The organism is Psychrobacter urativorans (assembly GCF_904846695.1).
Taxonomy (GTDB): domain Bacteria; phylum Pseudomonadota; class Gammaproteobacteria; order Pseudomonadales; family Moraxellaceae; genus Psychrobacter; species Psychrobacter urativorans.
Genome location: NZ_CAJHBR010000018.1, coordinates 40,241 through 66,143, shown reverse-complemented (window position 1 = coordinate 66,143; position 25,903 = coordinate 40,241). Strand labels below are relative to the sequence as shown.

At 40.7% G+C, this 25,903-nt stretch carries 18 protein-coding genes and 1 pseudogene; 5 read left to right on the top strand and 14 right to left on the bottom strand.

What is annotated here, in order from left to right; translation table 11 throughout:
* Positions 1-72 precede the first annotated feature (72 nt).
* The 4 genes and pseudogenes from JMY09_RS11420 to JMY09_RS11405 form a co-directional block, all read right to left on the bottom strand.
* Positions 73-1,488 (bottom strand): esterase-like activity of phytase family protein, encoded by a 1,416-nt coding sequence (locus JMY09_RS11420; RefSeq protein WP_201623722.1) that lies wholly within the window; start codon positions 1,486-1,488, stop codon positions 73-75.
* A 235-nt stretch (positions 1,489-1,723) separates the two neighbouring features.
* Positions 1,724-2,563: an SPFH domain-containing protein gene (locus tag JMY09_RS11415; protein WP_373416609.1), complete on the bottom strand. Its 840-nt coding sequence runs from the start codon at positions 2,561-2,563 to the stop codon at positions 1,724-1,726.
* 410 nt (positions 2,564-2,973) lie between these two features.
* Positions 2,974-3,426 (bottom strand): annotated as a pseudogene (locus tag JMY09_RS11410) (NfeD family protein); the annotation flags it as partial.
* A 216-nt stretch (positions 3,427-3,642) separates the two neighbouring features.
* The gene (locus JMY09_RS11405; protein WP_201623719.1) at positions 3,643-4,197 is read right to left on the bottom strand and encodes a porin family protein; all 555 of its coding nucleotides are present in this window, start codon (positions 4,195-4,197) and stop codon (positions 3,643-3,645) included.
* 329 nt (positions 4,198-4,526) lie between these two features.
* Here JMY09_RS11405 and JMY09_RS11400 point away from each other — a divergent pair, with 329 nt between their 5' ends.
* Together JMY09_RS11400 and JMY09_RS11395 are read left to right on the top strand one after the other, a co-directional pair.
* The gene (locus tag JMY09_RS11400) at positions 4,527-5,753 is read left to right on the top strand and encodes an 8-amino-7-oxononanoate synthase (RefSeq protein WP_201623718.1); all 1,227 of its coding nucleotides are present in this window, start codon (positions 4,527-4,529) and stop codon (positions 5,751-5,753) included.
* Positions 5,754-5,812: 59 nt separating this feature from the next.
* Positions 5,813-6,622, top strand: coding sequence for a methyltransferase domain-containing protein (locus JMY09_RS11395; RefSeq protein WP_201623717.1), 810 nt, complete (start codon positions 5,813-5,815; stop codon positions 6,620-6,622).
* Positions 6,623-6,731: 109 nt separating this feature from the next.
* Here JMY09_RS11395 and dnaK read toward each other — a convergent pair whose 3' ends face one another.
* Both dnaK and grpE read right to left on the bottom strand, forming a co-directional pair.
* The gene (gene dnaK / locus JMY09_RS11390) at positions 6,732-8,675 is read right to left on the bottom strand and encodes a molecular chaperone DnaK (protein WP_201623716.1); all 1,944 of its coding nucleotides are present in this window, start codon (positions 8,673-8,675) and stop codon (positions 6,732-6,734) included.
* A gap of 241 nt (positions 8,676-8,916) precedes the next feature.
* Entirely contained in the window at positions 8,917-9,522 is a 606-nt protein-coding gene (gene grpE, locus JMY09_RS11385) for a nucleotide exchange factor GrpE (RefSeq protein WP_201623715.1), read from the bottom strand.
* 642 nt (positions 9,523-10,164) lie between these two features.
* Here grpE and JMY09_RS11380 point away from each other — a divergent pair.
* Together JMY09_RS11380 and JMY09_RS11375 are read left to right on the top strand one after the other, a co-directional pair.
* The gene (locus tag JMY09_RS11380; RefSeq protein WP_201623714.1) at positions 10,165-11,601 is read left to right on the top strand and encodes an alpha/beta hydrolase; all 1,437 of its coding nucleotides are present in this window, start codon (positions 10,165-10,167) and stop codon (positions 11,599-11,601) included.
* A gap of 87 nt (positions 11,602-11,688) precedes the next feature.
* The gene (locus JMY09_RS11375) at positions 11,689-12,999 is read left to right on the top strand and encodes an alpha/beta hydrolase (protein ID WP_201623713.1); all 1,311 of its coding nucleotides are present in this window, start codon (positions 11,689-11,691) and stop codon (positions 12,997-12,999) included.
* Here JMY09_RS11375 and JMY09_RS11370 read toward each other — a convergent pair.
* Positions 12,976-14,112: a metallophosphoesterase gene (locus JMY09_RS11370; RefSeq protein WP_201623712.1), complete on the bottom strand. Its 1,137-nt coding sequence runs from the start codon at positions 14,110-14,112 to the stop codon at positions 12,976-12,978. The two genes, JMY09_RS11375 and JMY09_RS11370, sit on opposite strands and share 24 nt — an antisense overlap.
* Before the next feature lie 261 nt (positions 14,113-14,373).
* On the opposite strand from JMY09_RS11370, the gene JMY09_RS11365 reads away from it, so the two are divergent.
* The gene (locus tag JMY09_RS11365; RefSeq protein ID WP_201623711.1) at positions 14,374-14,553 is read left to right on the top strand and encodes a hypothetical protein; all 180 of its coding nucleotides are present in this window, start codon (positions 14,374-14,376) and stop codon (positions 14,551-14,553) included.
* Positions 14,554-14,698: 145 nt separating this feature from the next.
* On the opposite strand, the gene JMY09_RS11360 is transcribed toward JMY09_RS11365, so the two are convergent.
* From JMY09_RS11360 to JMY09_RS11330, 7 genes are all read right to left on the bottom strand, one after another.
* Complete coding sequence (locus tag JMY09_RS11360) at positions 14,699-15,793, bottom strand: metallophosphoesterase (RefSeq protein ID WP_201623710.1); 1,095 nt, start codon at positions 15,791-15,793, stop codon at positions 14,699-14,701.
* Between the two features lie 198 nt (positions 15,794-15,991).
* Positions 15,992-16,984 (bottom strand): TIGR01777 family oxidoreductase, encoded by a 993-nt coding sequence (locus tag JMY09_RS11355; protein ID WP_201623709.1) that lies wholly within the window; start codon positions 16,982-16,984, stop codon positions 15,992-15,994.
* Between the two features lie 435 nt (positions 16,985-17,419).
* Positions 17,420-18,145, bottom strand: coding sequence for an L-threonylcarbamoyladenylate synthase (locus tag JMY09_RS11350; protein WP_201623708.1), 726 nt, complete (start codon positions 18,143-18,145; stop codon positions 17,420-17,422).
* 98 nt (positions 18,146-18,243) lie between these two features.
* Positions 18,244-19,497, bottom strand: coding sequence for a DNA-processing protein DprA (gene dprA / locus JMY09_RS11345; RefSeq protein ID WP_201623707.1), 1,254 nt, complete (start codon positions 19,495-19,497; stop codon positions 18,244-18,246).
* A gap of 79 nt (positions 19,498-19,576) precedes the next feature.
* Positions 19,577-20,674 (bottom strand): LysM peptidoglycan-binding domain-containing protein, encoded by a 1,098-nt coding sequence (locus JMY09_RS11340; protein ID WP_452596421.1) that lies wholly within the window; start codon positions 20,672-20,674, stop codon positions 19,577-19,579.
* A 438-nt stretch (positions 20,675-21,112) separates the two neighbouring features.
* Positions 21,113-22,534: a threonine synthase gene (gene thrC / locus JMY09_RS11335; RefSeq protein ID WP_201623705.1), complete on the bottom strand. Its 1,422-nt coding sequence runs from the start codon at positions 22,532-22,534 to the stop codon at positions 21,113-21,115.
* Positions 22,535-22,610: 76 nt separating this feature from the next.
* Positions 22,611-25,859 carry a VPA1262 family protein gene (locus JMY09_RS11330; protein ID WP_201623704.1) on the bottom strand — a complete coding sequence of 1,083 codons (3,249 nt, stop codon included), beginning with the start codon at positions 25,857-25,859 and terminating at the stop codon, positions 22,611-22,613.
* Between the last annotated feature and the right edge of the window lie 44 nt (positions 25,860-25,903).

Sequence of the window (25,903 nt, the reverse complement as noted above, 5' to 3'; positions counted from 1 at the left end):
TTAATTAGAGGTGTTTTTTTAGCTAAAAATTAACTCAAAAGAAGCTAAGATTGGTTGATTAGTTGGTTAACCCTATTGGCTAGGCATTACTAAATACAAGCGATTTATATCTTCTATAGTCTTCTGTTTATCTAGATATTTTTGTTCAATGATAGAAGCTAAATTCTCTAGGGTAGCAGTGCTAGTATCGGTATCTGTTATAGAGAAGTCATCATCGTTCAATAAGCCTAGCGAGCCATCCTGACGCAGCCATAAACCCTCAAGCTTGTCGTGTGGATAGTCTACAGCGGCGATCACATCGACTACCATAGTTTTGCTAACGGGATTGATATCCATATCTGCAAGAACTTGCCAGTTGTTATCATCGAAGGCTAAGAAATGCTCTAAGCTTTGGTTATTAATCATTAACCCTAAGTTTTGATCTTGATTAACGCTATATTTATTACTAGTCACAGCGCTAGTAAGGCTTTCTATGTCAGTCGCTAGCGAGAGGTCTATTTTATAAATATACTTTTGCGCTTTGGCTGTTTGTAATGGCATCTTACGATCATGTTCAATCACATAAAACTCAGTACTACTTAAGGCTACGATCCCAGAGTTAACGTGCTTCGCAGTATTTAGGCGATATAAATATTGGGCAATCTGGCCCGTAACTAAGTTAATAGTTAGGATACGAGTCAAGTCTGAATCGCCACCTACGTTATCAGGATTATCCAGCGCTGACTCCATAACACCGACTAAAGTACTTTGATCGGGGGTGATGGTTAAACTTTCCATGCCACGATTGGCACGGCGATGGCTAAGTTCAGGCGGTAGTAATAAGGGTGTACCATCGATTAGCACATTATTACGTTTATCATTAGCGAAAGGATTGATACGAGCAAGCTCTACTCCCTCAGCACTATAATGCACTAGATTCGGGCCATACTCATCACTAATCCAAAAACTACCATCTGTTAAAGCCGCTAGTCCTTCGGGATCTAAGCCGTTGATATCAGTCCTAATAGGATTGCTAAGCTCATTGAATGGTAGCTCAGGATTAACAACCATCAGCCGACCTCTGACATCGTAAGGAATCTCGTTAGTGCCGCCAAGAGCCTTTGGATTGGGTAAACCACTGATAGGATTGCCCTTAGTATCTTTGAGCAAAATCTCTATTATTTTTATGATTTGGCCGTCAGCTTGCAGTTCAAACAATCCAATACGTGGGGTATAGTCTGGCAGTAAGAACAACTTACCAGCACCAGCGCTACCCTCAAAGTCGGCATTAGGTCCCCGATCAGTGAGTACATAAAATTGATTAGCGTTGGTCGGATGGGCAACAGCGTCAGAGCCGAAACCACCATTACGAATTTCTAACTTTTTACCGGGATAAGCAGCATTGCTGTATTGATTATTTAATACACTGTAGGGTAACGGCGTTCCCTGAACAAAATCATTTACGCTAATTATTTCACTATTCTTATTACTTTTATTAGCTTTTTCCATGGTAGAAACTCCTCGATCTTTTTATTTTCAGTGGGTAAATAATAGTATTAACAAAGTGGACACTTATCATACCTTATTAGTAGCAAGGTTATAGGTTAGCTGATTTTAGTGGGTAGCTACTATAGATGAGTAGCTATAATCAGCTATCAGCTATCAGCTATCAGCTTATAAAAAAATAAACGGCTAGTAATTTACTAGCCGTTTATTTGCTCTAACGAGCCTAAAACATTGCTTGTTAAACTTTTAGTTTGTCGCCTACCATACCTTTAACTGTACTCAGGATATCAGCAGGTAGTACTACCATTTTGGAGTTATCAGATTCTGCTAACTGGCGAATGGCTTTAATATACTGCTCACCAAGCAAGTAGACAATTGGCATCTCCTCTTTGCCCATAGCACCAGTAATAAGACGAATAGACTCCTCTGATCCTTTTGCGAGTACTACTTGCGCTTCTGCATCGCGGCGCGACGCTTCTAGACGACCATCAGCTTCTAAGATAGCAGCTTGTTTTTGACCATCAGCCCGAGTCACTGTCGCACGACGTTGACGCTCAGCAGCAGCTTGCTCTTCCATAGCCATTTGCATAGTTTGGGACGGATTAATATCCTGAATCTCGACCGTCTTTAGGGTGATACCCCAGTCAGCGATATCTTCTGAGATAGCATGCTTGAGCTTAGCCTTAATCTCATCACGGCTAGATAAAGCGCTGTCCAAATCCATCTCACCTATGATAGATCGCAATGAGGTTTGGACTAGATTGCGAATACCATATTCGTAGTCTTCGATACCGTAGACCGCTTTGTCTGGACGCACAATACTAATATAAGCGACGGCGTTAGCGATGATGACCACGTTATCACGAGTAATGACTTCTTGTGAGGGAATATCAAGCACGATATCTTTGGTAGTGATTTTATAAGCAACAGTATCGATGAAAGGGATAATTAGAGTTAGACCCGGCTCTAACGTCTGCTGATATTTACCGAGACGCTGGACAATCCATTTATACCCCTGAGGAACAATACGCACCCCTTTATATACAGTCAAGGCAATCAGGGCTATTAGTACCAACATAACAATACTGACGCCATTAAGATTGCTTAAGATGCTATTCATAATACTCTCCTTGAGCCATTGCCGATAATAATGCAGCAAGCTCGTATGTGTTTGCGCTTATTATTTTTAGATAACAGATCTTTGAACGAATTGTTTTGCGATAACTTATTTGCGATAACTTGTTGGTTATCTACCTTATTGGTTATCTCACTAAGAGCCGGTCAAGAAGTGCCTCTTATTGAGACCAATTGAGCAGCAACTTAAGCGCATTACTTATTTGTAAATTTCTTTTCGAGGCGCACGCTGTCTAGATTAGGCTTGCTAAGATTCAATCGGTTAATTCTAATATCACTAGTTACAGGAGGGCTTTCAATAGCGACACTGATATCAGGTTGCAAAACATTAGCAACCGCAATACGTTTAGTTAGCGCCACAATAAGCTCATTACCTACGATATCGGTAACCACTACTCTATCGCCTACTTCAACTACTTCACCTTGAGTGCGACAAGACCACTCATCAGCTCCGACAATAGGGACACTAAAACGTACTACTCCCAGCGCGGTGCCTTGAGGCTTGAGTACGATCATACCAGTTTCACCAATGATGACACTGCCACCGAGTCCAGCCTTCGTACGGTCTACTGACAAAGGTTTAATGTACTTGACCCAAGCGAACATAAAAATCACTGATAGAGTCAGCCAAATAAGAACTTGCAGCAATATAGGCACTGGCAATAGCCAAGCTAGAGCCGCAACAATAATAGCCGCAGCCCCGAACCAAAGACTAGCAAAAGTAGGGATAAATATTTCAGCAATCAATAGTAGAAAACCTAATACCAGCCAATGCCAAGGCTCGATCATATAGATAGTTTCAATCATTGTTGTCTCCTCCCTCTTTATGGTTCTATACTTTAATGTAACACAGTTCAACTATTCATATTGTCTTAAAAATCAGTATTATACTATTAGTTATTGTGTAAAGTGCAGCACCAAACAAAATTTTATAACAGGATTTATAGACATAAAAAAACGACCAACTTAGTGGTCGTTTTCTTATTTTATATCTTTATAATCTGAACATTGAATGCCGTTAAATTAGAACTTTAGATGGGCACCAACAGTCATCAAGTTAGCATCGCTACCTAGGATGTCATATTCTGCTTCAACGCCAAAACTTGGGTTTACAGCATAACCAAGACCAACACCACCAGCTAAGCTAGTTTCGCTATTTGAGTAAGTATCAGTTTTAAATTGAGCATTACCAATACTAGTAGTATAGTCACCTTCTACTTTAGTTTTTGCAACACCTAGCTTACCTTTAGCGTAGAGACCAGTGTCAGCGAAAGCATAGCGGTAAGTACCATAAGCGCCATAAGTTTTGGCGTTGATGTCACCACCTCTATAGTCAGCATCATCTGAACCAACATATTCAGCTTCTATACCGAAATTAGGATCGAAGTTGTAACCACCATATACACCATAAGCAGTAGGCTTGTCAGCGTTATCAACATCTAGATCAAACTGACCGACTTTGACGCCGACGTATGGCTGACCAGTATAACCATTACCATAAGAGATAGCAGCTTGAGCGCCTACGCTAACTAATGAGCCAGCTACTAGAGCTAATAGAGTTTTTTGTAAAGTTTTCATTGTGTTCTCCTTTAAGGTGTATTTTGACAAACAAGTTATCTATTTATATTAAGGTCATCTAAACAACTTCTAACACTACTGATAAAAGCAGTAATAACCATATCGCCTTGTTTGCTTACGATGGGGTTATATTAACAAAATATTTATTTCAGTCTGTCTGTGTTTAGCAGTCCGAGAGTTAAGTTTTGCAAGTGTTTGTCGTATCATTAGTTACAAAACTTGATATATGAAATTTTTTGTTACAAGTAGGCGATTTGTGCAATACTTCCTACTGACTAAACCTATAACTAATGCCATAAAGTTGAAATAAATTACAGGAATGTATTAATATGACAAGTCCTACAGTGGACCGGATGCAACAATTGTTAGAGATCTTAAAGTCTCAACAGCAGTACCGCAGTTTGTCAAATCTAGAGCATCAGGGATCGCATGTCATTATTAAGGGCAAAAAACTACTCAATATCGCTAGTAATGATTATCTTGGTTTAGGCGCTGATCCTGAGCTACAGACTGAGTTTCTTAACCAAATAGCACAGTTAGACGTGACACAAATACCTAGAATGAGTGCTACTTCTTCACGGCTGCTCACCGGTAACGATACCCAGCTACAAGCCCTAGAGTTTGAATTGCAGAAGTGGTATCAAGCAGCAGTAAGCAGAGATGACATAACGAAATCAGCATTAGTATTCAACAGTGGTTACCATGCCAATATTGGTATCTTACCAGCCTTAACTGCATTGCCAGTTAACACCCTTATTCTAGCTGACAAACTGGTACATGCGAGCATTATCGATGGCCTACGTTTGAGCCAAAGTAAGCTAGTCACTTATCGTCGTTACCGACACAATGACTATGAGCATTTGGCTAAATTCATTGAGCAAGCGGACCCAAGCGTTGAGCGCATTATTATTGTTACTGAAAGTATTTTCAGTATGGATGGTGACCGCGCTGACTTACCTAAGTTAGTACAATTAAAAGCTAGGGACTGTCGCATAGAGCTGTATATCGATGAAGCCCATGCCATCGGTATTTTAGGTAACACAGGCTTGGGACTAGCAGAAGAGACTCATACTCTAGCTGATATAGATTATTTAGTCGGTACGTTTGGTAAAGCTTTTGCCTCGGTTGGGGCTTATATAATGTGCAATGATGTCGCTAGACAATGGCTAATTAACTATATGCGGCCACTGATTTTTAGCACCGCCTTACCGCCAATAAATCACGCTTGGACGCGATTTATTTTAGCAAAAATGCCAAAACTAACGGCTCAACGCGCCCATTTGGCTCAATTATCGGTGAGGATCAGCCAAGCCATAGCTCCACAATACCGAGTATCAGCGACTACTGAAGATAGCGTTTATCATTCGCCTATTGTGCCTTACATATTAGGCGATAATGCTCGGACTATTGCTAAAGCTCAACAATTACAAGAAGCTGGCTTTTATGCGCTGCCTATCAGACCCCCTACTGTCCCTGCCAATAGCGCTCGTATACGCTTGGTCATGAACGCTGGGCTGACAGATGCGGACTGCCAACAGCTCATGCAACAACTATAGTTTTAGATACTAGTCATGCTATCAAGCGACAATCAGCTTATTTGGATGCAACGAATATTATGACAACCCTCGCTCCACCTTACAATTTTAGTAGCAGAAAGCAAACCATTGCTCGCCATTTTGCCAGTGCAAACCACTATGACCAGCATGCCAATATTCAGCAGCGAGTCTGTCAATATTTACTAGCCAATATTGCTGATACTGAGCAAGACAGTGTGTTAGAAATCGGTGCAGGGACAGGCCAGATGACCCGCCTGATAGCAGCGCATATTCAAAGTCAGCAGTGGTTTATCAATGAGTTGTGCGCTGAACAAGCGGCTACCTTGCAATCAATTTTGGCCACTGCCAAGATAGCGATTGGTGATGCTGAGACTATGGACCTTCAAGGAAACCATAGCCTGATAATCAGCGCCAATACTGTGCAATGGTTTGATAATCCATTGAGCTTTGTAGGACAATCAGCGCTGCGCCTACAAGCCAAAGGCCAATTAATTTTTAACACTTTTACTGCAAATAACTTTTTGCAAATCAAAGCTTTAACCGGTCAAGGATTACAGTATCCAGAGGTTGAGCAATGGCAGTCAGCATTAGCAGATGCTGGTTTTGAAAATATTGAATTAACTATTCAACGCTTTGATTTAACCTTTGCCAATCCTTACGCCGTATTAAAACATATGCAATTAACCGGCGTATCGACCAATCGCACACAAGCACAAGCAAATGACAATCAGGGCTTTACTTGGACAAAAACCCGATTGCAACAATTTGAGCGGGATTATTGGCAGCAGTTCTGCAATAAAGATCAACAAGGCAAACCTTGTGTTATTTTGACTTACGAAGTACTAATAGTGAGCGCCTTTAAAGCTTAGAGTAATCTTATCTTATGCTTATATTGCCCATAAAAAAACGCACCTCGAAAGGTGCGTTTTTTATTTTATACAGATCAATAGCTTCTATAAAAACTTAAGCTTTAGAAGACTACTTCTTATCATCTTCTACTTCTGTAAATTCAGCATCAACTACATCATCATTAGCCTGATTGTTATCAGCTGCTGAATCTGCGCCTTGTTGGAACTGACTTGGATCCATACCTTCACTACCTGCGCCAGCATCAGCGTAGATCTTCTGGCTAACTGGCAAGAAAGCGTTATCTAATGCTTCAAGTTTAGACTTGATGTCATCATGATCGTCTTCTTTAGCAGCCATTTCAAGCTCAGAGATAGCAGTTTCTACTGATGATTTTTCTTCTGCAGTAACTTTATCTTCAGCATCTTTTAGTGCTTTTTGTACTGCATGGATACGACCATCAGCTTCGTTACGAACTTGTGCTAAGTTAGCGAACTTTTCATCTTCTGCGGCGTTCGCTTCTGCATCGCGCACCATTTGTTCGACTTCTTCGTCCGACAAACCAGAATCCGCTTTGATTTGGATACTTTGCGCTTTACCAGTACCTTTATCAGTAGCTGAAATATTCATAATACCATCAGCGTTGATATCGAAACTTACTTCGATTTGTGGCAAGCCACGTGGTGCTGGTGGAATGTCCGTCAAGTCGAAACGACCAAGCTGTTTATTCTGGTTAGCGATTTTACGCTCACCTTGATAAACCTGAATCGTTACTGCTGGCTGGTTGTCTTCTGCCGTTGAGAATACTTGTGATTTCTTAGTAGGAATCATAGTGTTTTTCTCAATGATTGGCGTCAATACCCCACCCATTGTTTCGATACCAAGTGTCAAAGGCGTCACGTCAAGTAGCAAGACGTCTGTTTTTTCGCCAGACAATACCGCACCTTGAATTGCTGCACCTGCGGCTACCGCTTCATCAGGGTTAACATCTTTACGTGGCTCTTGACCAAAGAATTCTTGCACTTGTTTTTGCACTAATGGCATACGAGTCTGGCCACCTACTAAGATCACATCATCGATTTCAGAGGTTTTTAGACCAGCATCATCGATAGCGATTTTACAAGGACCCATAGTACGCTGTACCAAAGCTTCCGTTAAGCTCTCAAGCTTCGAGCGGCTAACGGTAACTACCAAATGCTTAGGACCACTGCTATCAGCTGTGATATAAGGCAAGTTTACTTCAGTACTTTGAGCACTTGATAACTCAATTTTAGCTTTTTCGGCAGCTTCTTTTAGACGCTGCATCGCTAGAGAGTCACCTTTTAGGTTGACGTCTTGGTCTTTTTTGAACTCTGCAACTAAATATTCGATCAATGCTGAGTCAAAATCTTCACCACCAAGGAAAGTATCACCATTAGTTGCTAATACTTCGAACTGTTGCTCGCCATCAACGTCAGCAATCTCGATGATTGATACGTCAAAAGTACCACCACCTAAGTCATAAACTGCGATAGTGCGATCGCCTTGCTTTTTGTCCATACCATAAGCAAGTGCAGCAGCAGTCGGCTCGTTAATGATACGCTTAACGTCTAGACCAGCGATTTTGCCAGCATCTTTAGTAGCTTGACGCTGTGAGTCATTAAAGTAAGCAGGTACCGTAATAACGGCTTCTGTAACGCTCTCACCAAGATAATCTTCAGCTGTTTTTTTCATCTTTTTCAAGATTTCAGCAGAAACTTGTGGTGGCGCTAGTTTTTTGCCATTGATTTCGACCCAAGCATCACCGTTGTCTGCTTTAGCGATTTTGTAAGGCACCATGCCGATATCTTTTTGCACGACTTTGTCATCAAAACGACGACCAATAAGACGCTTAATAGCAAACAAAGTGTTGTTCGGGTTAGTAACGGCTTGACGCTTAGCTGACTGACCTACTAAAGTTTCATCATCTTTATAAGCGACGATTGAAGGAGTAGTACGAGTACCTTCAGCATTTTCAATAATCTTGACTGAGTCACCTTCTAATACAGCGACACATGAGTTAGTAGTACCTAAATCTATACCTATGACTTTACCCATCGTTAATTACTCCTAATTAGTTTTAGTCTGTTAATGTTTTATTGATAATTCTATTATGAATGCGCTTATCAGCTGATTGGTTATGCTGCTAAGCGGTTACTTGTTGCTTTATATCGGTTTGAGTCTAAGTTTTTTCAAGTCGCTAACAGTACAATAATTCGCTTTTATGTGAAGTTTTGTCAATACCCTTACCTTTAACAAGGGTTATCTACCCACAGAAGTAAAGTAGCCTTGACTAAAACTATTGACCGACTTGCACCATAGCTGGACGTAATAGACGACCGTTTAAACTATAACCCTTCTGTAGCACTACGCCTACTGTGTCTGCAGCAGCTTGTGGATCAATACCAACCGCTTCATGAAGATCAGCATTAAACTTTTCGCCAGCTGGGTCAACCACTTCGACACCGTTTTTGTTCAATACGCTTATAAGCGCTTTATGAGTAAGCTTGATACCTTCGCTAACAGCGTCATCATCATTAACGTTTTCAATAGCACGCTCTAAGTTATCAACCACTTCTAATAACTCTTTGGCAAATTTCTGCAAAGCAAACTTTTTGCTCTTATCAGCTTCTTGCTCCATACGTTTTTGCGCATTATAAGTCTCAGCATTAGCGCGAGCAGTACTCTCTTTAGACTTTTTGACTTCACTTTCCAGCTCAGCAATACGTGCTTGAAAGGCTTCAATGCTAATGTCATTATCGATAGTTTGATTGTCGCCTTCATTAACCTCAGGGTTAAATTCTTCAATCGTCTCTTCTAAGACACTACCTTCACGATCGATATTGCTTTGTGCTGCCTTTGGATCTTTAGTATCGAATTCATGGTTTGGGGTTTGTTCGCTCATGATAACTCCTTGTGATTTGAATAATTGAGTGCAAATAGTTAATTTTAAAAACTGATAAAGCAGATAAAAACAGAACTTTCAGATGCAGATACTTGTACGCTCACAAGTGTTATTTAGCTATTTATTTGGCTAGCTATTTTTTAATAACGCTAGCATCGTTAGTCCTTTGATTGAAATACCTTTCGATAGCTGCTTGATAAAGGTGATGGTCATCAATTTCAAGCCTAAAGTAGAGGAATTTTTTTAATTAATGCTAGATATTCACTAATATAGTAATAAAAGCGGTAAAAAGACTAACAAGTAGAGCTTTATAGTCAGTGGCTAGAGTGACTAGTGAGGTTGGCAACTAGCCGTTATATTAGTCAGTAATAGACCTTATATAAGCTGGCTGTTATTAGCACTACAACTATGCTCAAAAGTATTATTAGACTTTTTTAGCCGCATACTTTTACTAAATGACACTTAATATTTTTGTAGATTGTCTTATTATATTTTGGCATGCAGCAACTAGAGATTTATATCAGTGTATAGCTATCATCAACTCTATTGGCAACTAATGCTAGCTATAGTGGATGATAGTTACAATCAACGCTTTGGCCAGTTATAAGCATGACCGTTAAAAAATTATCAGGAAGAAATGTTATGTCAGTTCTATCTACGAGCTCAGTCTCATTGCGCAAAGTGTTCAATAGGACCGCTAGCAGCTTTAACCCTGCAGTTTTGGGTGGTACTACTAATGAGCAGCTACAAGACAGCAGCGCTGATATGGTCATCTGCATCAACAAGCGCTCTGTGACTAATGCTATGGCTAGCAAAGTACTCAGTTATAAACCTATTGCCCAATATAAGCAGCATACCTTGCACTATGTGCTAAAAACTATAGGCTATGTTCCTGCGCCTTTTTTAGAAGGCTTTGTGAGTTATTTACAAGGCCCAACCTCCAAGCAATATCTGCATGCTAATGCGCACTTACGCTTGATACTGGCAGTCAATGCTAAGCTCAAAACTCCATTACAGCTTGCAGAATTAGGCGGTTTACGCCAAAGGTTTGCTGCTGATGCGGTTGCGATGCAAACCCCAAAAGTATGGCGGCAATATCGTGCCAATAAGCTGCTGGCTATCAAGCCTATTATTAAACGTAGCGCTGCTGCTGTTAGTTGGCAAGATAAGCTTATTGCTAATGCTGACGAGGATAGAGATACGGGCAGTGATCAAGCTACTATGAAGGTTCGCTGCTACCAAGCGGGCCCAAAGGCTAGCCACCGCTCCAATGCTGATGAAATAGTCATGCTATTTATGCATGGTGGTGGATTCTGTATTGGTGATATCGACACTCATCATGAGTTCTGCCATGCTATTTGTGCAAAAACGGGCTGGGCCGTAGTCAGCGTTGATTATCGTTTAGCTCCTGAACATCCTGCACCAACTGCTCTTAGAGACTGTATTGCTGCTTACGCTTGGCTAGCTGAGCACTGTCATACGCTCGGAGCTCGACCTGCACGTATTGTGTTGGCTGGTGACAGTGCTGGCGGTTGTCTGGCCTCTTTGCTAGCCCAACAAATAGCTGCACCAACGGCCAGCTCATGGCAAGATCTAGGTTTATCGGGTCAAAGTACTTACCAGTTACTACAGCACTTGCCGCAACCTATGGCGCAAATGCCACTGTATCCAGTGACAGATATCGAAACCGACTATCCTAGCTGGGCGTTATACGGTGAAGGCTTACTATTGGACCATGCTGATATTGCGGTATTCGATGTCGCTTACTTGCAGCACAGTTCTCTCACCCGCGAGCATCCTCTGATCTCTCCGATGACTAGTGATAACCGACAAGTCTGCCCGACTTATATTGTAGCCGCTGAGCTGGATGTGCTACGTGACCAAGCTTTTGCGTATGCTGAGCAACTAAAAGGTCATGGCGTGGCGGTTGAGACTCATACTGTGCTTGGCGCGCCGCATGGATTTCTGCATTTTATGAGCGTACATCAACGGCTTGAGCAACAGACTGACTATATTATTGAGCAGTTTGCCTGCTTCGTCTATCAAGTGCTGAGTATGCAAAAAGCACAGGCGGCTTAGTAGCGTTGTGATTGCTAGTTTCAAAAAAGTTCTACAGCGCTACTAGCATCCGTTTTATTCCTTAGCTGAACCAATAAAGGTGAGTTTATGTCTATTTTATCGTTACCATCGCTGAATGCTGTAGTGACTAAGACCATGAAAACTGTAGCTGCTAGTCGGACTGTTTATCAGCATAGATTACACTATTTATTTAAAGGCTTAGGTCAGCTGCCAGCACCAGTAGTCAAGCAGCTCAACCAGCGCTTAAACGCTGTTACTGCTGAGCAATATCCACATGCTGATGCTCATTTACGCTTAATTATGGCGATGAATAATCAGCTTAAAAAGCCGCTAAGCGTAGATAAACTGCTTAAACTACGTAAGAAATTCGCGACTGATGTGGTGTCTATACAAGCGCCTAAGGTTTGGCGACAGGCCAGTGCTAATGTTAATACTGACCTGACTACTGCTGGCAAAAATGCTGATGTTAACTGGCAAGATAAAGTCATCGCTAATGGCGAGGGGGGTGATATGGCCATTCGCTGCTATCAACACCCTCGGCATCAACTAGCTGCTGCAAGCATTAACCTTGATGATCCTAATAAGAATGTAGTGATGCTGTTTTTTCATGGTGGCGGATTTTGTATTGGTGATATCGACACTCATCACGAGTTTTGTCATACTGTCTGTAGCCAAACTGGTTGGGCAGTGGTTAGCGTTGATTATCGATTGGCCCCAGAGTATCGGGCACCAACGGCACTCAAAGACTGTATGGCAGCTTATGCTTGGGTGGCTAAGAATTCGCAAACCTTGGGGGCTTCATCATCACGTATTGTGTTAGCAGGCGACAGTGCTGGTGGCTGCCTAGCGATATTGGTAGCCCAGCAAGTGACGACTCCAACGCCAGCACTCTGGCTAGAGCTTAGTGAAGATAAAGACTCTACGGGTACTTCTATATCAACCTTTGTAGAAAGTATCAGTAACTTACCGCTACCATTGGCGCAGCTACCTTTGTATCCGGTGACTGACTTTGGGTCTGATTATCCAAGCTGGAAGCTTTATGGCCAAGGATTATTACTGGATAATGATGAAGCGGAAGCCTTTAATACTGCTTACATCACACAGAGTGCTTTACCGCAAGGACATCCTTTGGTTTCAGTGATGAATGGGGACAATAGCAATATCTGTCCAAGCTATATCGTCACTGCTGAATTAGATATCTTGCGTGATGAGGCACTAGCTTACGCTGAACGCTTGCAAAATAACGCTACTCAAGTAGAGACTTATACTGTGCTAGGGGCACCGCATGGTTTTATTAACTTAATAGGGGTGCATCAAGGTCTTAACACTGAAACTAGCCATATCATCAGCCAGTTCGCTAAATTCGTGCGCAAGTTACTGACCACTGAGGCTAATTAACCAAATCTCAGAACGTGATCCTAAGCGAAATGGTATGCCCCAAAAGCCATAGCCAGAGGAGACTACAAAGTGGCCTTTGCCAATGGCTTCATAACCATAGCCCAGACGATTGATCGAGCTGACAATGAAGTTGGCAGGGAATATCTGCCCATTATGGGTATGCCCTGACAGCTGCAAATCAATAGGCAACAGGCTATGTTCAATAATATCGCTCGGTCTATGATCCAATAGGATAACCGGCTCTTCAGTATTTACTTGCGCCAACAACTCTGTCGTTGCCACACGCTGACGTTTATGATTATCAAAGCGCCCTACTAGCCACATTGGCTGACCTTTATAATCGAGGCGTAGCACTTCATCGTTTAACAACTGTACGCCAGCGTTGCGTAGCGACTCAGTGATCGGTTTCTCATGACCATATAAATCATGATTGCCTAACGTCGCATAGACCCCATAAGGCAGGCTGGCACACAATCTAGCTAAGTTAGCTGCCATATTATAGTCACTAAATGCCTGAGTATTATCGTCCATAATATCACCTGGCATCAGCAACATATCGGCTTGTGACTGAGTGATTAGACGCTGTAATCTATCGATAGCCTTATTACCAAACAGACGACCCAAATGTAAATCACTAGCTACTGCGATACGTAGCGGCTTCAATAAAGGTTTATTGATAGTTACGGTAAGATGACGTACTTTCGGTATATAAGCGCTATATAGAGCGTAAACGAACAAGCCTATAAACACTAGCAAAGCTAAGCCACGTAGACCTAGTGCTACGCTAATAGCAGGCATAGCGAAGATAGTAGCACTATCAAACATGGTCATAGTCACCCAACCAGCGCCATATATCAAACTGATAATCGCAGCAGTGAGCACCATAAAATGCATCGCCAGCATCCAGCCACTGACCCAGCGATAACTGTTTTTTAGCAGCTTGCTAACGCTTAATAATAACAAGCCATTACTTATTAAGAACACTACTATCATCGCCATTGTCTGCGATGCCAGCTTAGTCCACGGCGCAATCCACCACTGTAAACTTAGCGCTGCGCCTAGACTAAACAGCTCTAATAATAAAATAATGACAATAAAAAATACGTAGCGCATGCGCTGTCCTGTAATAGATTTATGACTAATATAATAGTAGCAACGGCACAAAAAAACGACTTAATCTCGTGCAGTTAGCGTTGTCAAAGCGCAGCTCGCCTTAATAGTCATACTCTAGTAGCGAGATAAAGGGTTATACTCTTTATAAGGGTAATAATAGTTGCCAAGAATAGTGGTAACGATGTTTTGGATTCTGCTGAGGTTATAAGATTGGCTTTGGCGAACCTTTGCTTTGTTTGAGCAAAACTGGAGGTTATTGTGATGCAAACACTATATCAAACCACTATTACCGATAGAGAAAGTGCTGATAAATTGGTGGCTAATACTATCAGCCTAACAGGGGTGCGCTGGGTCGATGTCAATATTACCCAAGGTTCTGTTATGGTCACTCATGATGATGACTACGATGAGGCTAGCTTTAAGGCGTTTGCTGGTATATAAACAAGCGTTATAGCACCATAAAAATAAAGGCTATAGCTTAAACATTAGCTCTAATAAAGCATAGCTCTAATAGCTTACTGCCATAACTGACTGCTGTTTATAACATCCATTTTATCAAAACGCTTATCCACCTCGTAGACCGCCGCTATTTAGTTGCTGATTGCTCAGTGACTGACTGCAAGGTAATTACCCATATCTCAGAACGCGTACCTAATCGAAAAGGGACCGCACCAAACCCATAACCTGAAGTTACTAAAAATTGGGTGTTACCTATCTGCTTAGCCCCCTGTATTAATGGATAAAACCATTGCATCAGCGCGGTTAGGGGAAATATTTGCCCACCATGAGTATGGCCTGATAAGTGTACATCTATGGGGGCCTGCTTTAACTCATCCATAGATTCAAGACTGTGTTCCAAAAATATCACTGGCTTATCGGTATCCACTTGCGCGACTAAATCTTTTGCTGATATGCGCGGTGCTGGGTCAGTAATGTCCGAGCGCCCAATTAGCCAGACCGAATCCTCTAGCAGTACGTTTTCATTATCTAATACCTTTATTCCCGCCTTTTCAACTGCTGTGGTAATGGCTAGTTGGTTACCTGAATAATCATGATTGCCTAATACTGCATAAACCCCAAGCGGTGCCTGCAATTTGGACAACTGCTCTTGCATGCTATTTTTATCATAATAAAAGGTGCTGTCATTCATGATATCACCGGCTATCACTACTACATCGGGCTGCTGTGCCTCGACGAGACTGGCCAGTTTATCTAACTGACGATTGCCGAACCATCTACCTAAATGAGTATCAGATATCAGTACCATATTTAAGGGCTTTTTCATTGGCTTAGCTGTCGTTACTGTCAGGTGCTTGACTACTGGTGCGTAAGCATTAAATACTGATAGTCCTACAATACCTACATAAACGCTAGCCGCCAGTATCCGTAATAACTTAGGACGACTAGGTTGCTTTAACAACTTAGTGTAAGTGACTCCAATAACGGCTGTTATTATGGCGGCATAAACCATAAACCCTTGTAGGATACTAACAACCAAATAGATATGAAAACGTTCACGCCAAAACTCAGTAATTCCATAGAACAATGCCAGGTTATTAATAGCAAATACTATAGTGATCAACGCTAAGGTTTTAGCAGGGCTTTTAGGCTGTATTAGCCACCATAAAAGGGCACTAGTGATTAGCGCTAGCAGCTGAGTTGCGATGATAAAAAGCCACATAATAAAGGTCTGATTGATTAATGTAAGGTCATCTTATGCTAGATTTCTGCAAAGCTGTATAAGCTGGCTAGATTCCATAAAAATTCCATAATTTACAGCATTAAGTTTCACATGAAACATCTAAGTATTACTACTTATTAATAGCTAATCTTTAATGTTTCACATGAAACGTTGCTCAGTGATATTGTTATAGCTTGTTTAGCGCTGCTCTGCTAGTGCCTTTTCCAGACTTGATTGTTTAAACTCATAACCAGCATTCAGTAACGCTTGTGGCAGTACCTTTTGTCCATCAATCAGTAAAGTCGACATCTCACCGAACATCAGCTTTAACAAGGGGGTGGGTAAAGTAAAAATGGTTGGGCGATGTAGCCATGAGCCAACAGCCTTAGTAAAATTATGGTTAGTCACGGGATTAGGAGCGGTTAGGTTATAAACTACGGCTGGTGTAGTATTATTAATAGAAGAATTCGCGGGTTTTATATTATTATCATTAGGAACCGTACTCTGTGCTGACAGCGCTTTGGACTTATCCGATAGGTGTTGCTCAATAATAAAAATAGCGGCCCCTACCCAGTCATCACGGCTAATCCAGCTCATAATCTGCTGACCATCACCCAACTGTCCGCCTACTCCAAACTTGAAGGGTAGCAACAACTTGCCAAGCATACCACCTGCAGGATGGATGACCACGCCAGTACGTAATATAGCCACTGGTACATTATACTCAGAAGCCTTCAGCGCTAACTGCTCCCACTCCTGGCATAAGCGATGGGCAAAATCAGTCTTAGAGTCACTACTTTCCGTCAGAGGTTTGTCCCCTTGTGCCCCATACCAGCCAATAGCTGAACCGCTAACTAGTAGCTTGGGCTTATTAGCTGTGCGAGCGATAAAAGCTAGTAGCGACTCTGTTGGCTTTACTCGACTGGCAACTAATGCTTGCTTGCGATCATCAGTCCAGCGCGAGTCAGCAATACCTGCTCCAGCAAGGTTTACTATCACCTCATAGCTATGGTCGGTTTTAGCCAATTCATCATAACTAATCATCTGAATATTATCAGGATGTGCCTGATTACTATCACGAGTCAGCCAAGTAATATTGACTTCGCTTCCAGCTTGACGATAGCGTTCAATCATCTCTTTACTCAATGCACTACCTAAAAATCCTGAGCCACCACTAATTAAAATATTCATGAGCTTATCCTTATAATTTCGGCTAAAATCGGCTGGTATAGTGCTATTAAACTTGTTGTATATCGTTCTAATTATCCTGTTCTTTTTTACTGACTTTGTCAAAATTGGTTGTACAGGCTTTTGGTAAGGCAAAAGCACTAGCAATGACCCACTTGCTGCTACTGAAGAGATTTATGATCAAGTTAGCGAATAGCCCTATCAGTAGGATAGCTTCAAAACATTGAAGTATTAGCTAGTAGGAAGCTTTAAAGTATTAGCATCATTCTATAGTCAGTTCATTGTAAAAACTATATAGAGAGATTGAGATCAGTTTTTTGTAGCCTCTGTCGGCATAGTCAAAGCAAGCTGGAAAAACTCATCACAGTCTCGTTTCATAAAGCGATGTATCTATGTTATTTAATCTCGACTATACCCTATGATCAAGCAGATCGGTTATTAACGAATTACTTGTCCAGTTAAGGCATCACTGATTTGGCTTGGTAGCTGATATTCTAAGGTAGGCCCTGATAAATATCTCATCTGCTTGGACGCACTGCGCTGTTTATCAATGGCTTCTATATCAACACTTAATTCATCAGTGCTTTGTTTATCAGGGCTTTGTTTATCAGTACTGAAGAAGTAACGGCGAGCTTCCTCTAGGGACAATGCTGGGGGCTGCCCCGATGGGTTGCAACTAGTGGAGACAATGAAACCATAAGGGTTATCTGCGCTAACCATTTGACTGCAAAGCTGTTGAATAAGGGGATGAGCTATGACCCGCACGGCAACGCTGTTATGTGCTCCAGTAATCCAATACGGGATAGGTACACTCAACTCAGTAGATAGCGGTAATAGCCAAGTTTGCGCTTGCTGATTAGCCATCATCTGCCAGCTATCAATAATAGACTGGCGTTGCGCGCTAGTAAGGGTATTAAGTAATGGCGCAATACGGTCGATATGGTCAGTGACTACGATCATACCTTTGTCTATGGGCCGCTGTTTGATGGCCAACAACTGCTCTACAGCTGACTGATTAAAAGGGTTGCAGCCAATGCCCCAAACGCTTTCGGTAGGATATGCCAAAAGCTTACCAGAGTTTAACCATTGAGCCGCTTTGTTTGGGCTACTAGTAACTATCTGCTCTACTGCCACAGGCTCTGCTGAAAAATCATCTGTTTTCATAAGATATAAAGATAAAAAGGAGAGATAGGAATAATAACGCTTTGAGGGGTTAATAAGATAGTGAATGACTGACTTTTTAGGTCGGTTTTTTATTTTTGTTATAAGCGTAAATAGCGACCCCCTTGTTCGCTAATAGTTCCTAGCAACTCAAGCTCCATCAACTTACCGATCAGTTGCGCGGTATTCAGCTTAGTAGTCACTAATAGCGCCTCTAAATCTTGTCCATGCCAATCAAGCTGTTCATAGACTGCGGTCAAATGCTCAGGAATTATCACCTTAGTTTTGATAGTAATATCAGCATCGAATGCTGATTGAACTGGCGGGTTAGCTAAGCTTATCGGCAGGCTTTCGTCTTTAGCAGAGCGCTTATTGAGTCGAGACGCAGGGTTTACTACAGCTTTAGTTGCCTCTGTTTTAGCATAATCTACTGGCGAGTTAAGCTGCGCATTGACATCCTCTAGCACTTGCTCAGGGTGATAAATCAAAGTAGCGCCTTCTCGAATCAAATGTAAACAGCCCTCAGCGTTAGTATTATCAATATGACTAGGAATAGCAAAGACTTGCTTGCCTTGCTCTGAGGTCAGTCTGGCAGTAATTAGTGAGCCACTTTTAATAGCCGCCTCAGTAACGATAGTGGCCAAACTAAGTCCAGCCACTAAACGATTGCGACGAGGAAAGGTATGCTTATGTGGTAGTGTACCCGGAAGTAGCTCACTGATAAGACAGCCACCTTGCTCAATTATTTGAGCAAATAGCTGCTGATGTTGACTAGGATAACAGACGTCAATACCAGTCCCCATCACGCCTATGGTACGCCCGTGATAGCTAGTCTCAGCTTGAGCTAGTGCCCCTAGATGAGCACATTTATCTACCCCCACTGCTAAACCACTAGTGATCACATAACCTACCCGAGCTAAATATTGCGCCATATCGAAGGTGGTTTTTTGGGCATGGGCAGTAGGTTTACGGCTACCTACCATAGCAATCTGTGCTTGCTGCAAGCGCGCGCTATTACCCCGACAGAACAATAATGGGGGTGGATCATAGATTTGTAATAGTTGCGTAGGATACTGGGGCTGATCGGCAAATATTAATTGGTACTCACCCGATTCTAGCGCCGCCATAATAGTATCTATACTAGCAATAGTCTGCTCAGTTTGCTGGTGACGTTTCAGATGAGTATGATGAAGACCTAGCTCACGCCAAGCACTCAGCTTAGCTGTCCAGGCTTGTTGCATACTAGCAAAACTACTGACTAGTTTATAATAAGCAGATAATGAGCCATTCACTTCATACCATAGTGCCAACGAGGCACGCTGCTCTTCCGATAATATAAGCTTAGATACCGTCATAGTAGTCTGGCTCTTAGTTTGTTTTATAGCATTTTAGGCGTTAGTAAATTATTGCAATAATACCTTATTAAAATAACCCTTATAAATGGGGCGGTGGTAGTAACTGATCACCCACGCCTAATGGTAGATCTGAGCTTAGAACATAAGCATAGCTGATATCAGCGAAGCTATTAAATACCATGACCATTCCACTAAGTTCGCTGGGCAAGCGTACTGGATTGTCATTATCGATAGTGTCACGCACTAACGGACCTTTTTGATAAACGGTCAATACATCGCCTAGCTTTGCGCCTTGCCTAGTCCCTAAATTAATCGCTACTACACTGCCTCGGGCGGCGGAACTAATGGAGTCCATTACTCGCACTATGGTACCGCCACGGCTGACTGTCGCAGGCTTAGGATAGAATACCGGCGCAATACTATTATTTAGCTCAACAAAGACTCTGTCACCTTCACGTACTTCCTTACCGTAACTAGCATTCAAATGCAAACTAGAGACTCCCTCAGGAGTAGAGCTAGTAACTCGCCCTGTCGCTACTTGGGTAACCTCTAAGCCGATAACTGTTTTGGTCTTTGGATCAACATAGCGTTCACCTTGGCGATATACCCCATAATTCTGACCAACAATAAGCGCTACCCCTTTAGCATAAACTGTATCACCGCTAGCCGTAATCAAGTTGCGGTTCTTAGAAGCTAAGATATAAGGGGTAGTATTGAAGTCCTTAGGATTTACTATAGTGGTTTTATCTAACCAATGCTGGATAGCTGAGCGTGGAATAGCAGGGATGCTGTTGACTGTCGATGTCACCGTCACTGGTCTAGCAGGCAAACCACCATTCAGCTGCTTTTCTATCCCTGCACAACCTTCCCCAGTATCAACCCCAAGCAAGGTGTTACCTTGAATGATGCATAAGATAAGTACATCGTTAGGATAAATAAGATGAGGGTTTTTTATTTGGGTATTGGTCGCCCAAATATCTTTCCAGCGCCATGGACTATCTAAATAGCGGCCTGAGATATCCCACAAAGTATCGCCTTTTTTGACGATATAGCGATTAGGAGCATCAGCCTTGATAGTGGGTGGCGGGTTATTAGCATGAGCAGTAGGTAGCCATAATGCACTACTAAAGGCCGTCATCAACAGTGCTTTCACTAAAGCCTTAAAGCTCATTTTTATTATATCCATATGAATTAAGGTATGACGTTGATGTAATCAGCGCCTTTTATCATAGCCGCTTATAGTGCTTTTTCAGTTTCAATGATCGCTAATCAATGGTTGCTGATTTATAACACTACAGTAAGCTATCTGTACCTTAGCACAATATTAATTATATTTTTACTGATTAATGTCGATTAAAACCAATTAACATAACTATGTTTCACGTGGAACTTGACATTATATCTTATTAAAACAGCTGCTAATGGTTGCTGATACAGTTATGCGCACTGGTCGGCTAACTCATCGATAGCTATCGGTTTATGTTATTTGATAGATTAATGTTTATTATTAAACGACTAACGGCTATCAATAAATGATAGCCGTTAGTGATTTAGAATATTCAAAATACTGTTTTATAGAGCTGCTCTATAGCCCTATTGTTTTATTATAGAAACTCTATGCAGGGTTAGCAGTAACTTGCTGACGAATTTGCTCAGCTACTAGCTCTGCCTTGTTATCTAAAATAACCACATGCTGTTCTAGAGCTTCTAAACCTTCGGTGTGCTTTGGTCGAGCAATCTCTATAGGGCCGACAGCTTCGATGATGGTGTCTGCGAACTTAACAGGCAGTGCTGTTTCGGCACAGATGATAGTTTCACCTGCTTGCTGTAGCTCTTTAGCGACTTTGATACCATCTGCCGTATGTGGATCGACCAATTCACCATACTGTTGATACAAGGATTTTATGGTTTGTAAGCGATCGGCATGAGTAGACTTACCGGCAGCAAAACCATAACGGCTATTAACTACTTGTGCTAAATCAGATAAGTCAAAGCCTTGCCCTGCTTTTACGCCTTCAAATAGCTCATGAACGCGAGCGCTGTCTTTATCTAGCAATAGATAAACGAAACGTTCAAAGTTAGAGGCCTTAGAAATATCCATAGACGGGCTAGAAGTAATGTAAGTTTTATCTGTTGCGCGCGGCTTATAAGCGCCTTGATTAAAGAAGTCATTAAGGACGTCGTTCTCGTTAGTAGCGACGATTAAGCGTCCAATCGGTAAGCCCATTTCACGAGCGATATGACCGGCACAAATATTACCAAAATTACCTGAGGGCACGCTAAAACTAACCTGCTCTTCGTTGCTACTAGTCACGGCAAAGTAGGCTTTAAAGTAATAGACAATCTGTGCCAGTATCCGGCCCCAGTTGATGGAGTTGACGGTACCTAAGTTATAAGCCGCTTTGAACTCAGCATCTTGTTGCAAAGCTTTGACGATATCTTGGCAATCATCAAACATACCATCGATGGCGATATTATGGATATTAGCGTCTGTCAGGCTATACATCTGCGCGCGCTGAAACTCACTCATCTTGCCATGCGGCGACAGCATAAATACTTCGATGTTGTCTTTACCACGCAGTGCATATTCAGCAGCACTACCTGTATCGCCACTAGTTGCGCCAATAATAGTGATACGCGCGTTTTGACGCTTGAGTACATACTCAAAGGCATTACCCAAAAACTGCATCGCCACATCTTTGAACGCGAGCGTTGGACCATTAGATAAGCCTAAAATATACAAGTCATCTTCAAGCTTACGTACAGGTACAATCTCAGCATCGCCAAATACTTCAGCAGTATAAGTACGCTCAATAATATCTTTTAAATCGGCATAAGGAATATCAGTAGCAAAGCGCTGCATAATGGCTAATGCTAACTCTGGATAACTCAGCGAGCGCCACTCTTCTAAAGTAGCCTCATCAACATTTGGATAGTGCTCAGGTAACATCAAGCCACCATCAGGCGCAAGTCCCATAAGGAGCACATCACTAAAATCCATCGGTTCAGTCTGACCACGAGTACTAATATATTTCATGTTTTGTCCTGTCAAAGAATTGTTTTATTTATCTGTTAAATACAGAAATGAGAAATAGCAAAAGGGTAGCTTAATTTCAAGTTGAAGCTATACTTTCTAAATATGCAAATAAATCACTATTGGGCAACCATTCTGTAGAAGGTCTAGTCAACGCCAAAATATGAGATTCGTTTATCAAATCTTCTAAGTTTTTCGGAATTAAACCCTGCATAGTCGCTAAATTATTTTCGAATAATTTGGTAAGTATTAAGATCCAGAGAGATATTTTGAGTGCCTTATCCCATTTATTCCAATTTATTGATTTAGCTAGAGGTCTTTGTATAATCCTTTTTTGCTTTAAAATAATCTTATGAAGATTTTTAATACACTTATCTTTATTATCTTGACTACTGTTAACCCATAGGTGTGCACATACTTGCGTGGTTACCTGTTCTCTATCTGGTGAAAATATTACTGATTCATTTTCATCTGTATTTTCAAATTGAGCTATTAGCTCTTGAATCCAAATCTCACATATATAATCACAGTTAACACGGTTAGCTAATAATAATGGATCAATTATATCTATAAACAACCAAGGTTCAGACCATTTAAGCTGTTGATGATAACCCTTAGCGGAATCAATAAGATTTTGCATACTATTATCAGGTACTTGTTCAGGTAGGAATTTATGCAATTCACCTACAAGTTTTTCATAATAAAGCTTTGACTCAAAGCTCAAAGCATTTCGATTCAAACTCCATCCTACAAATTGAATCTTTTCTTCGTAAGAAAATATATGTAAGAAACTGGAGTTCAAATCAAAATTGTTTAAAGATTTGAGATTTTGTTCTAGCATGATCCATCCAAACCAGTTAATGATACCTGTATTACTTATAATTAATAGACTCGTTTGATAATTTGAAACTTGTTCAAAATTTACAGCTAAAGAAATTTCATATAGAACTTGCTCTAGCAATGATAACCTAATGATATGATTTGATTTAGGATTCACTTCCAAAATATTAGTTTGTTTACTAATAATCAGAAGAAGGCATTCTGGTCTATATTGCCATAATAACTTAATAGCATAAAAATCAGACCAAGATAGAATTTCATTGTTTGATGGTCTATTAAAATAGTCAATCTGTATTGGGTTTTTAGTTAGCTCTTTTAGAGATTTAGTAAGGTAGCTTGGATCAATTACTGCAACATTTTTACTATCGTCAGTAAACTTCATCTTGAAAGAATCAGATAAAAACTCTGATAGAAATAATAAAAACTGAGTTTTTGAAGAGATTTCATCTAGGTTTGAATCAATGATGTGAGAGTTTGCTAGAATATGACCTATCATATTCCACTGTGAATAGAAGTTAGTAAAGTCTTCTTGCATATTATCAATACAATTGTATAGTCCGTTCGCTGTCAAACTATGAAGCGAAACATCTTCGATAAGTCCTAAACTTTGAAGTTCTTTCTTAAGTTCATTGCCATATAAGCCTTTTAACGATGACTCTTCGAACCACACACTAAAAAGATTTCCTGATAGCCTATTTTCTAGGATGCTTAATGGATTATATAAATTTATTAACTCCTTTGAAGAGTCTTCTGTATCAAACAGTAGTGTAATATTATTATCATTTGACGACTCATTAGCCTCTTGAATGAGGTCAAATGTGTATTGCTTAACTTGATATAAAACATCTATAGGAATTGGTGTTACTAACAAAGGAAAGTTTTGAGCTACGCTTTGGAAGGAGTTAGATAAATGATAACCCTCAACTGGAAGGCCGTCACTCCCTATAATTAAAATATAACGGTCATGCAAACGCTTTTCTTTCAATCCATATATTTTAACTTTGCTCCTACTTAACCTTGCTCTATTATGCTCACAGTTTTCTAATAAGTTATCAAGACCCTGTTTAACTTTTCCATCTTTAAATTCTGGTACTGTTCGGAATACTATGTACTCAGCACCTCGTGAAGCATATAAAGTTAGTAGAGCTGAACCAGCATCTTCAAAATAGGGATCAAATATTGTAACTTGGTATTTCTCATTTTTCTTTAGAACTTCTTTAAACCACTCAACAAACTGTAAACGCCCCTCACCATTGCTTTGACCCCAGCGTAAAAAAAACCTTCCATTAGATGTAGGTGGATATAATTTTTTGAACAATGAGTTCATAGCTCTATTTTCAGGTACCCATTTATCGAGTTCACGCTCGCCTATTACGTTATTAGAATCATAGTTCGCACCTGAAAATGATAAAGCATTTCTTACACGTATTCCCATACTAGGATTAGTTGTTCTTTCAAGCCAGTCAAACTCCACCCTACTAGAACTATTTTCCATAGCGGTTAACTGAAAGCTAATTTCACGACAATAATAAATCTTCCAACTACAACAAAGATAACCCTCTTCAGTTTCATCTCCTTTCGAAGCATAAATATCCACTCTAGAGCTATCAACCACATTTTTTAAATTATTATCAAGTTTGAAAACATATTCAAATAGGTTTTCTATGTTATTAGCTGTTGCACGACACGAATAGAACACTTGATTGTTATTCATTAAAGTCAAAATAAAGCTAAAATTATTAAAGCTAGGAAGCTGACTGGCGTTGAGTTTAACTTCTATATTCTTTTCTTCAGTCCATTCAACTGCGAAAAGGCTATTTTCCTGATCATCGATAGTTGGGAATACAAGTAATTCAATATCTCCGATCCTTTCTAGGTCTTTTTTACCAAAATCCATTCCAGTGTCGGAATTTAATCGGGTTATTATCATAGAAGTAAGGTTTTTATCATACACTTCATCATATAAGAATAAACCTTGTTTATCTCCTTGAAAAATGGATGCACTAAACGCTCCTGCATTTCCAAGTGGACTAGCTAGGGTATCTGACACATGTGCATCCCGATTTAAAAGATAAGCTACAGGCCGAAAACCTACATAAGAATTCGAAAGACTGACATCTCCAAACCTATTTTGTAGCTTGGACTGAAACGTAAAATCAAGCGCTGTACTTATATCATCAAGATTTTTTCCGTCAATTATCATAGTGAGTAAGCTAGAACATAGTGAACTATCTATATATAGGTTTAATTGAGTAACACTAGCTTTAGATTCTCCAAATGACTGATAATTACTGTCGTCATCACTAAATGACCATCTGCTGTTAGAAAAACTATATGGAAGTAATCGACCATATATTACGCGATTTTCTATAACGTTTTGGTGTTGAATTTGAAGCACCCAGAGTTGGAATGCACAAGGAAGTCCTTCTGATGAAAATAATCTTTCTAAACGATCATCATTCAATAAATCACTAAGTTCGTAAGCCATTTAAATTTAGTACTCCTTTAAAACTCATCAAGCTTGCGGACTTT

Bases quoted from the DNA above. Each gene is read 5' to 3' on its own strand.
- JMY09_RS11350 (WP_201623708.1), bottom strand. From the start codon at position 18,145: ATGAAAACAGATGATTTTTCAGCAGAGCCTGTGGCAGTAGAGCAGATA.
- dprA (WP_201623707.1), bottom strand. From the start codon at position 19,497: ATGACGGTATCTAAGCTTATATTATCGGAAGAGCAGCGTGCCTCGTTG.
- JMY09_RS11420 (WP_201623722.1), bottom strand. From the start codon at position 1,488: ATGGAAAAAGCTAATAAAAGTAATAAGAATAGTGAAATAATTAGCGTA.
- JMY09_RS11400 (WP_201623718.1), top strand. From the start codon at position 4,527: ATGACAAGTCCTACAGTGGACCGGATGCAACAATTGTTAGAGATCTTA.
- dnaK (WP_201623716.1), bottom strand. From the start codon at position 8,675: ATGGGTAAAGTCATAGGTATAGATTTAGGTACTACTAACTCATGTGTC.
- thrC (WP_201623705.1), bottom strand. From the start codon at position 22,534: ATGAAATATATTAGTACTCGTGGTCAGACTGAACCGATGGATTTTAGT.
- JMY09_RS11415 (WP_373416609.1), bottom strand. From the start codon at position 2,563: ATGTTGGTACTAATAGCCCTGATTGCCTTGACTGTATATAAAGGGGTG.
- JMY09_RS11405 (WP_201623719.1), bottom strand. From the start codon at position 4,197: ATGAAAACTTTACAAAAAACTCTATTAGCTCTAGTAGCTGGCTCATTA.
- JMY09_RS11380 (WP_201623714.1), top strand. From the start codon at position 10,165: ATGTCAGTTCTATCTACGAGCTCAGTCTCATTGCGCAAAGTGTTCAAT.
- JMY09_RS11360 (WP_201623710.1), bottom strand. From the start codon at position 15,793: ATGTGGCTTTTTATCATCGCAACTCAGCTGCTAGCGCTAATCACTAGT.
- grpE (WP_201623715.1), bottom strand. From the start codon at position 9,522: ATGAGCGAACAAACCCCAAACCATGAATTCGATACTAAAGATCCAAAG.
- JMY09_RS11330 (WP_201623704.1), bottom strand. From the start codon at position 25,859: ATGGCTTACGAACTTAGTGATTTATTGAATGATGATCGTTTAGAAAGA.
- JMY09_RS11375 (WP_201623713.1), top strand. From the start codon at position 11,689: ATGTCTATTTTATCGTTACCATCGCTGAATGCTGTAGTGACTAAGACC.
- JMY09_RS11355 (WP_201623709.1), bottom strand. From the start codon at position 16,984: ATGAATATTTTAATTAGTGGTGGCTCAGGATTTTTAGGTAGTGCATTG.
- JMY09_RS11395 (WP_201623717.1), top strand. From the start codon at position 5,813: ATGACAACCCTCGCTCCACCTTACAATTTTAGTAGCAGAAAGCAAACC.
- JMY09_RS11365 (WP_201623711.1), top strand. From the start codon at position 14,374: ATGCAAACACTATATCAAACCACTATTACCGATAGAGAAAGTGCTGAT.
- JMY09_RS11370 (WP_201623712.1), bottom strand. From the start codon at position 14,112: ATGCGCTACGTATTTTTTATTGTCATTATTTTATTATTAGAGCTGTTT.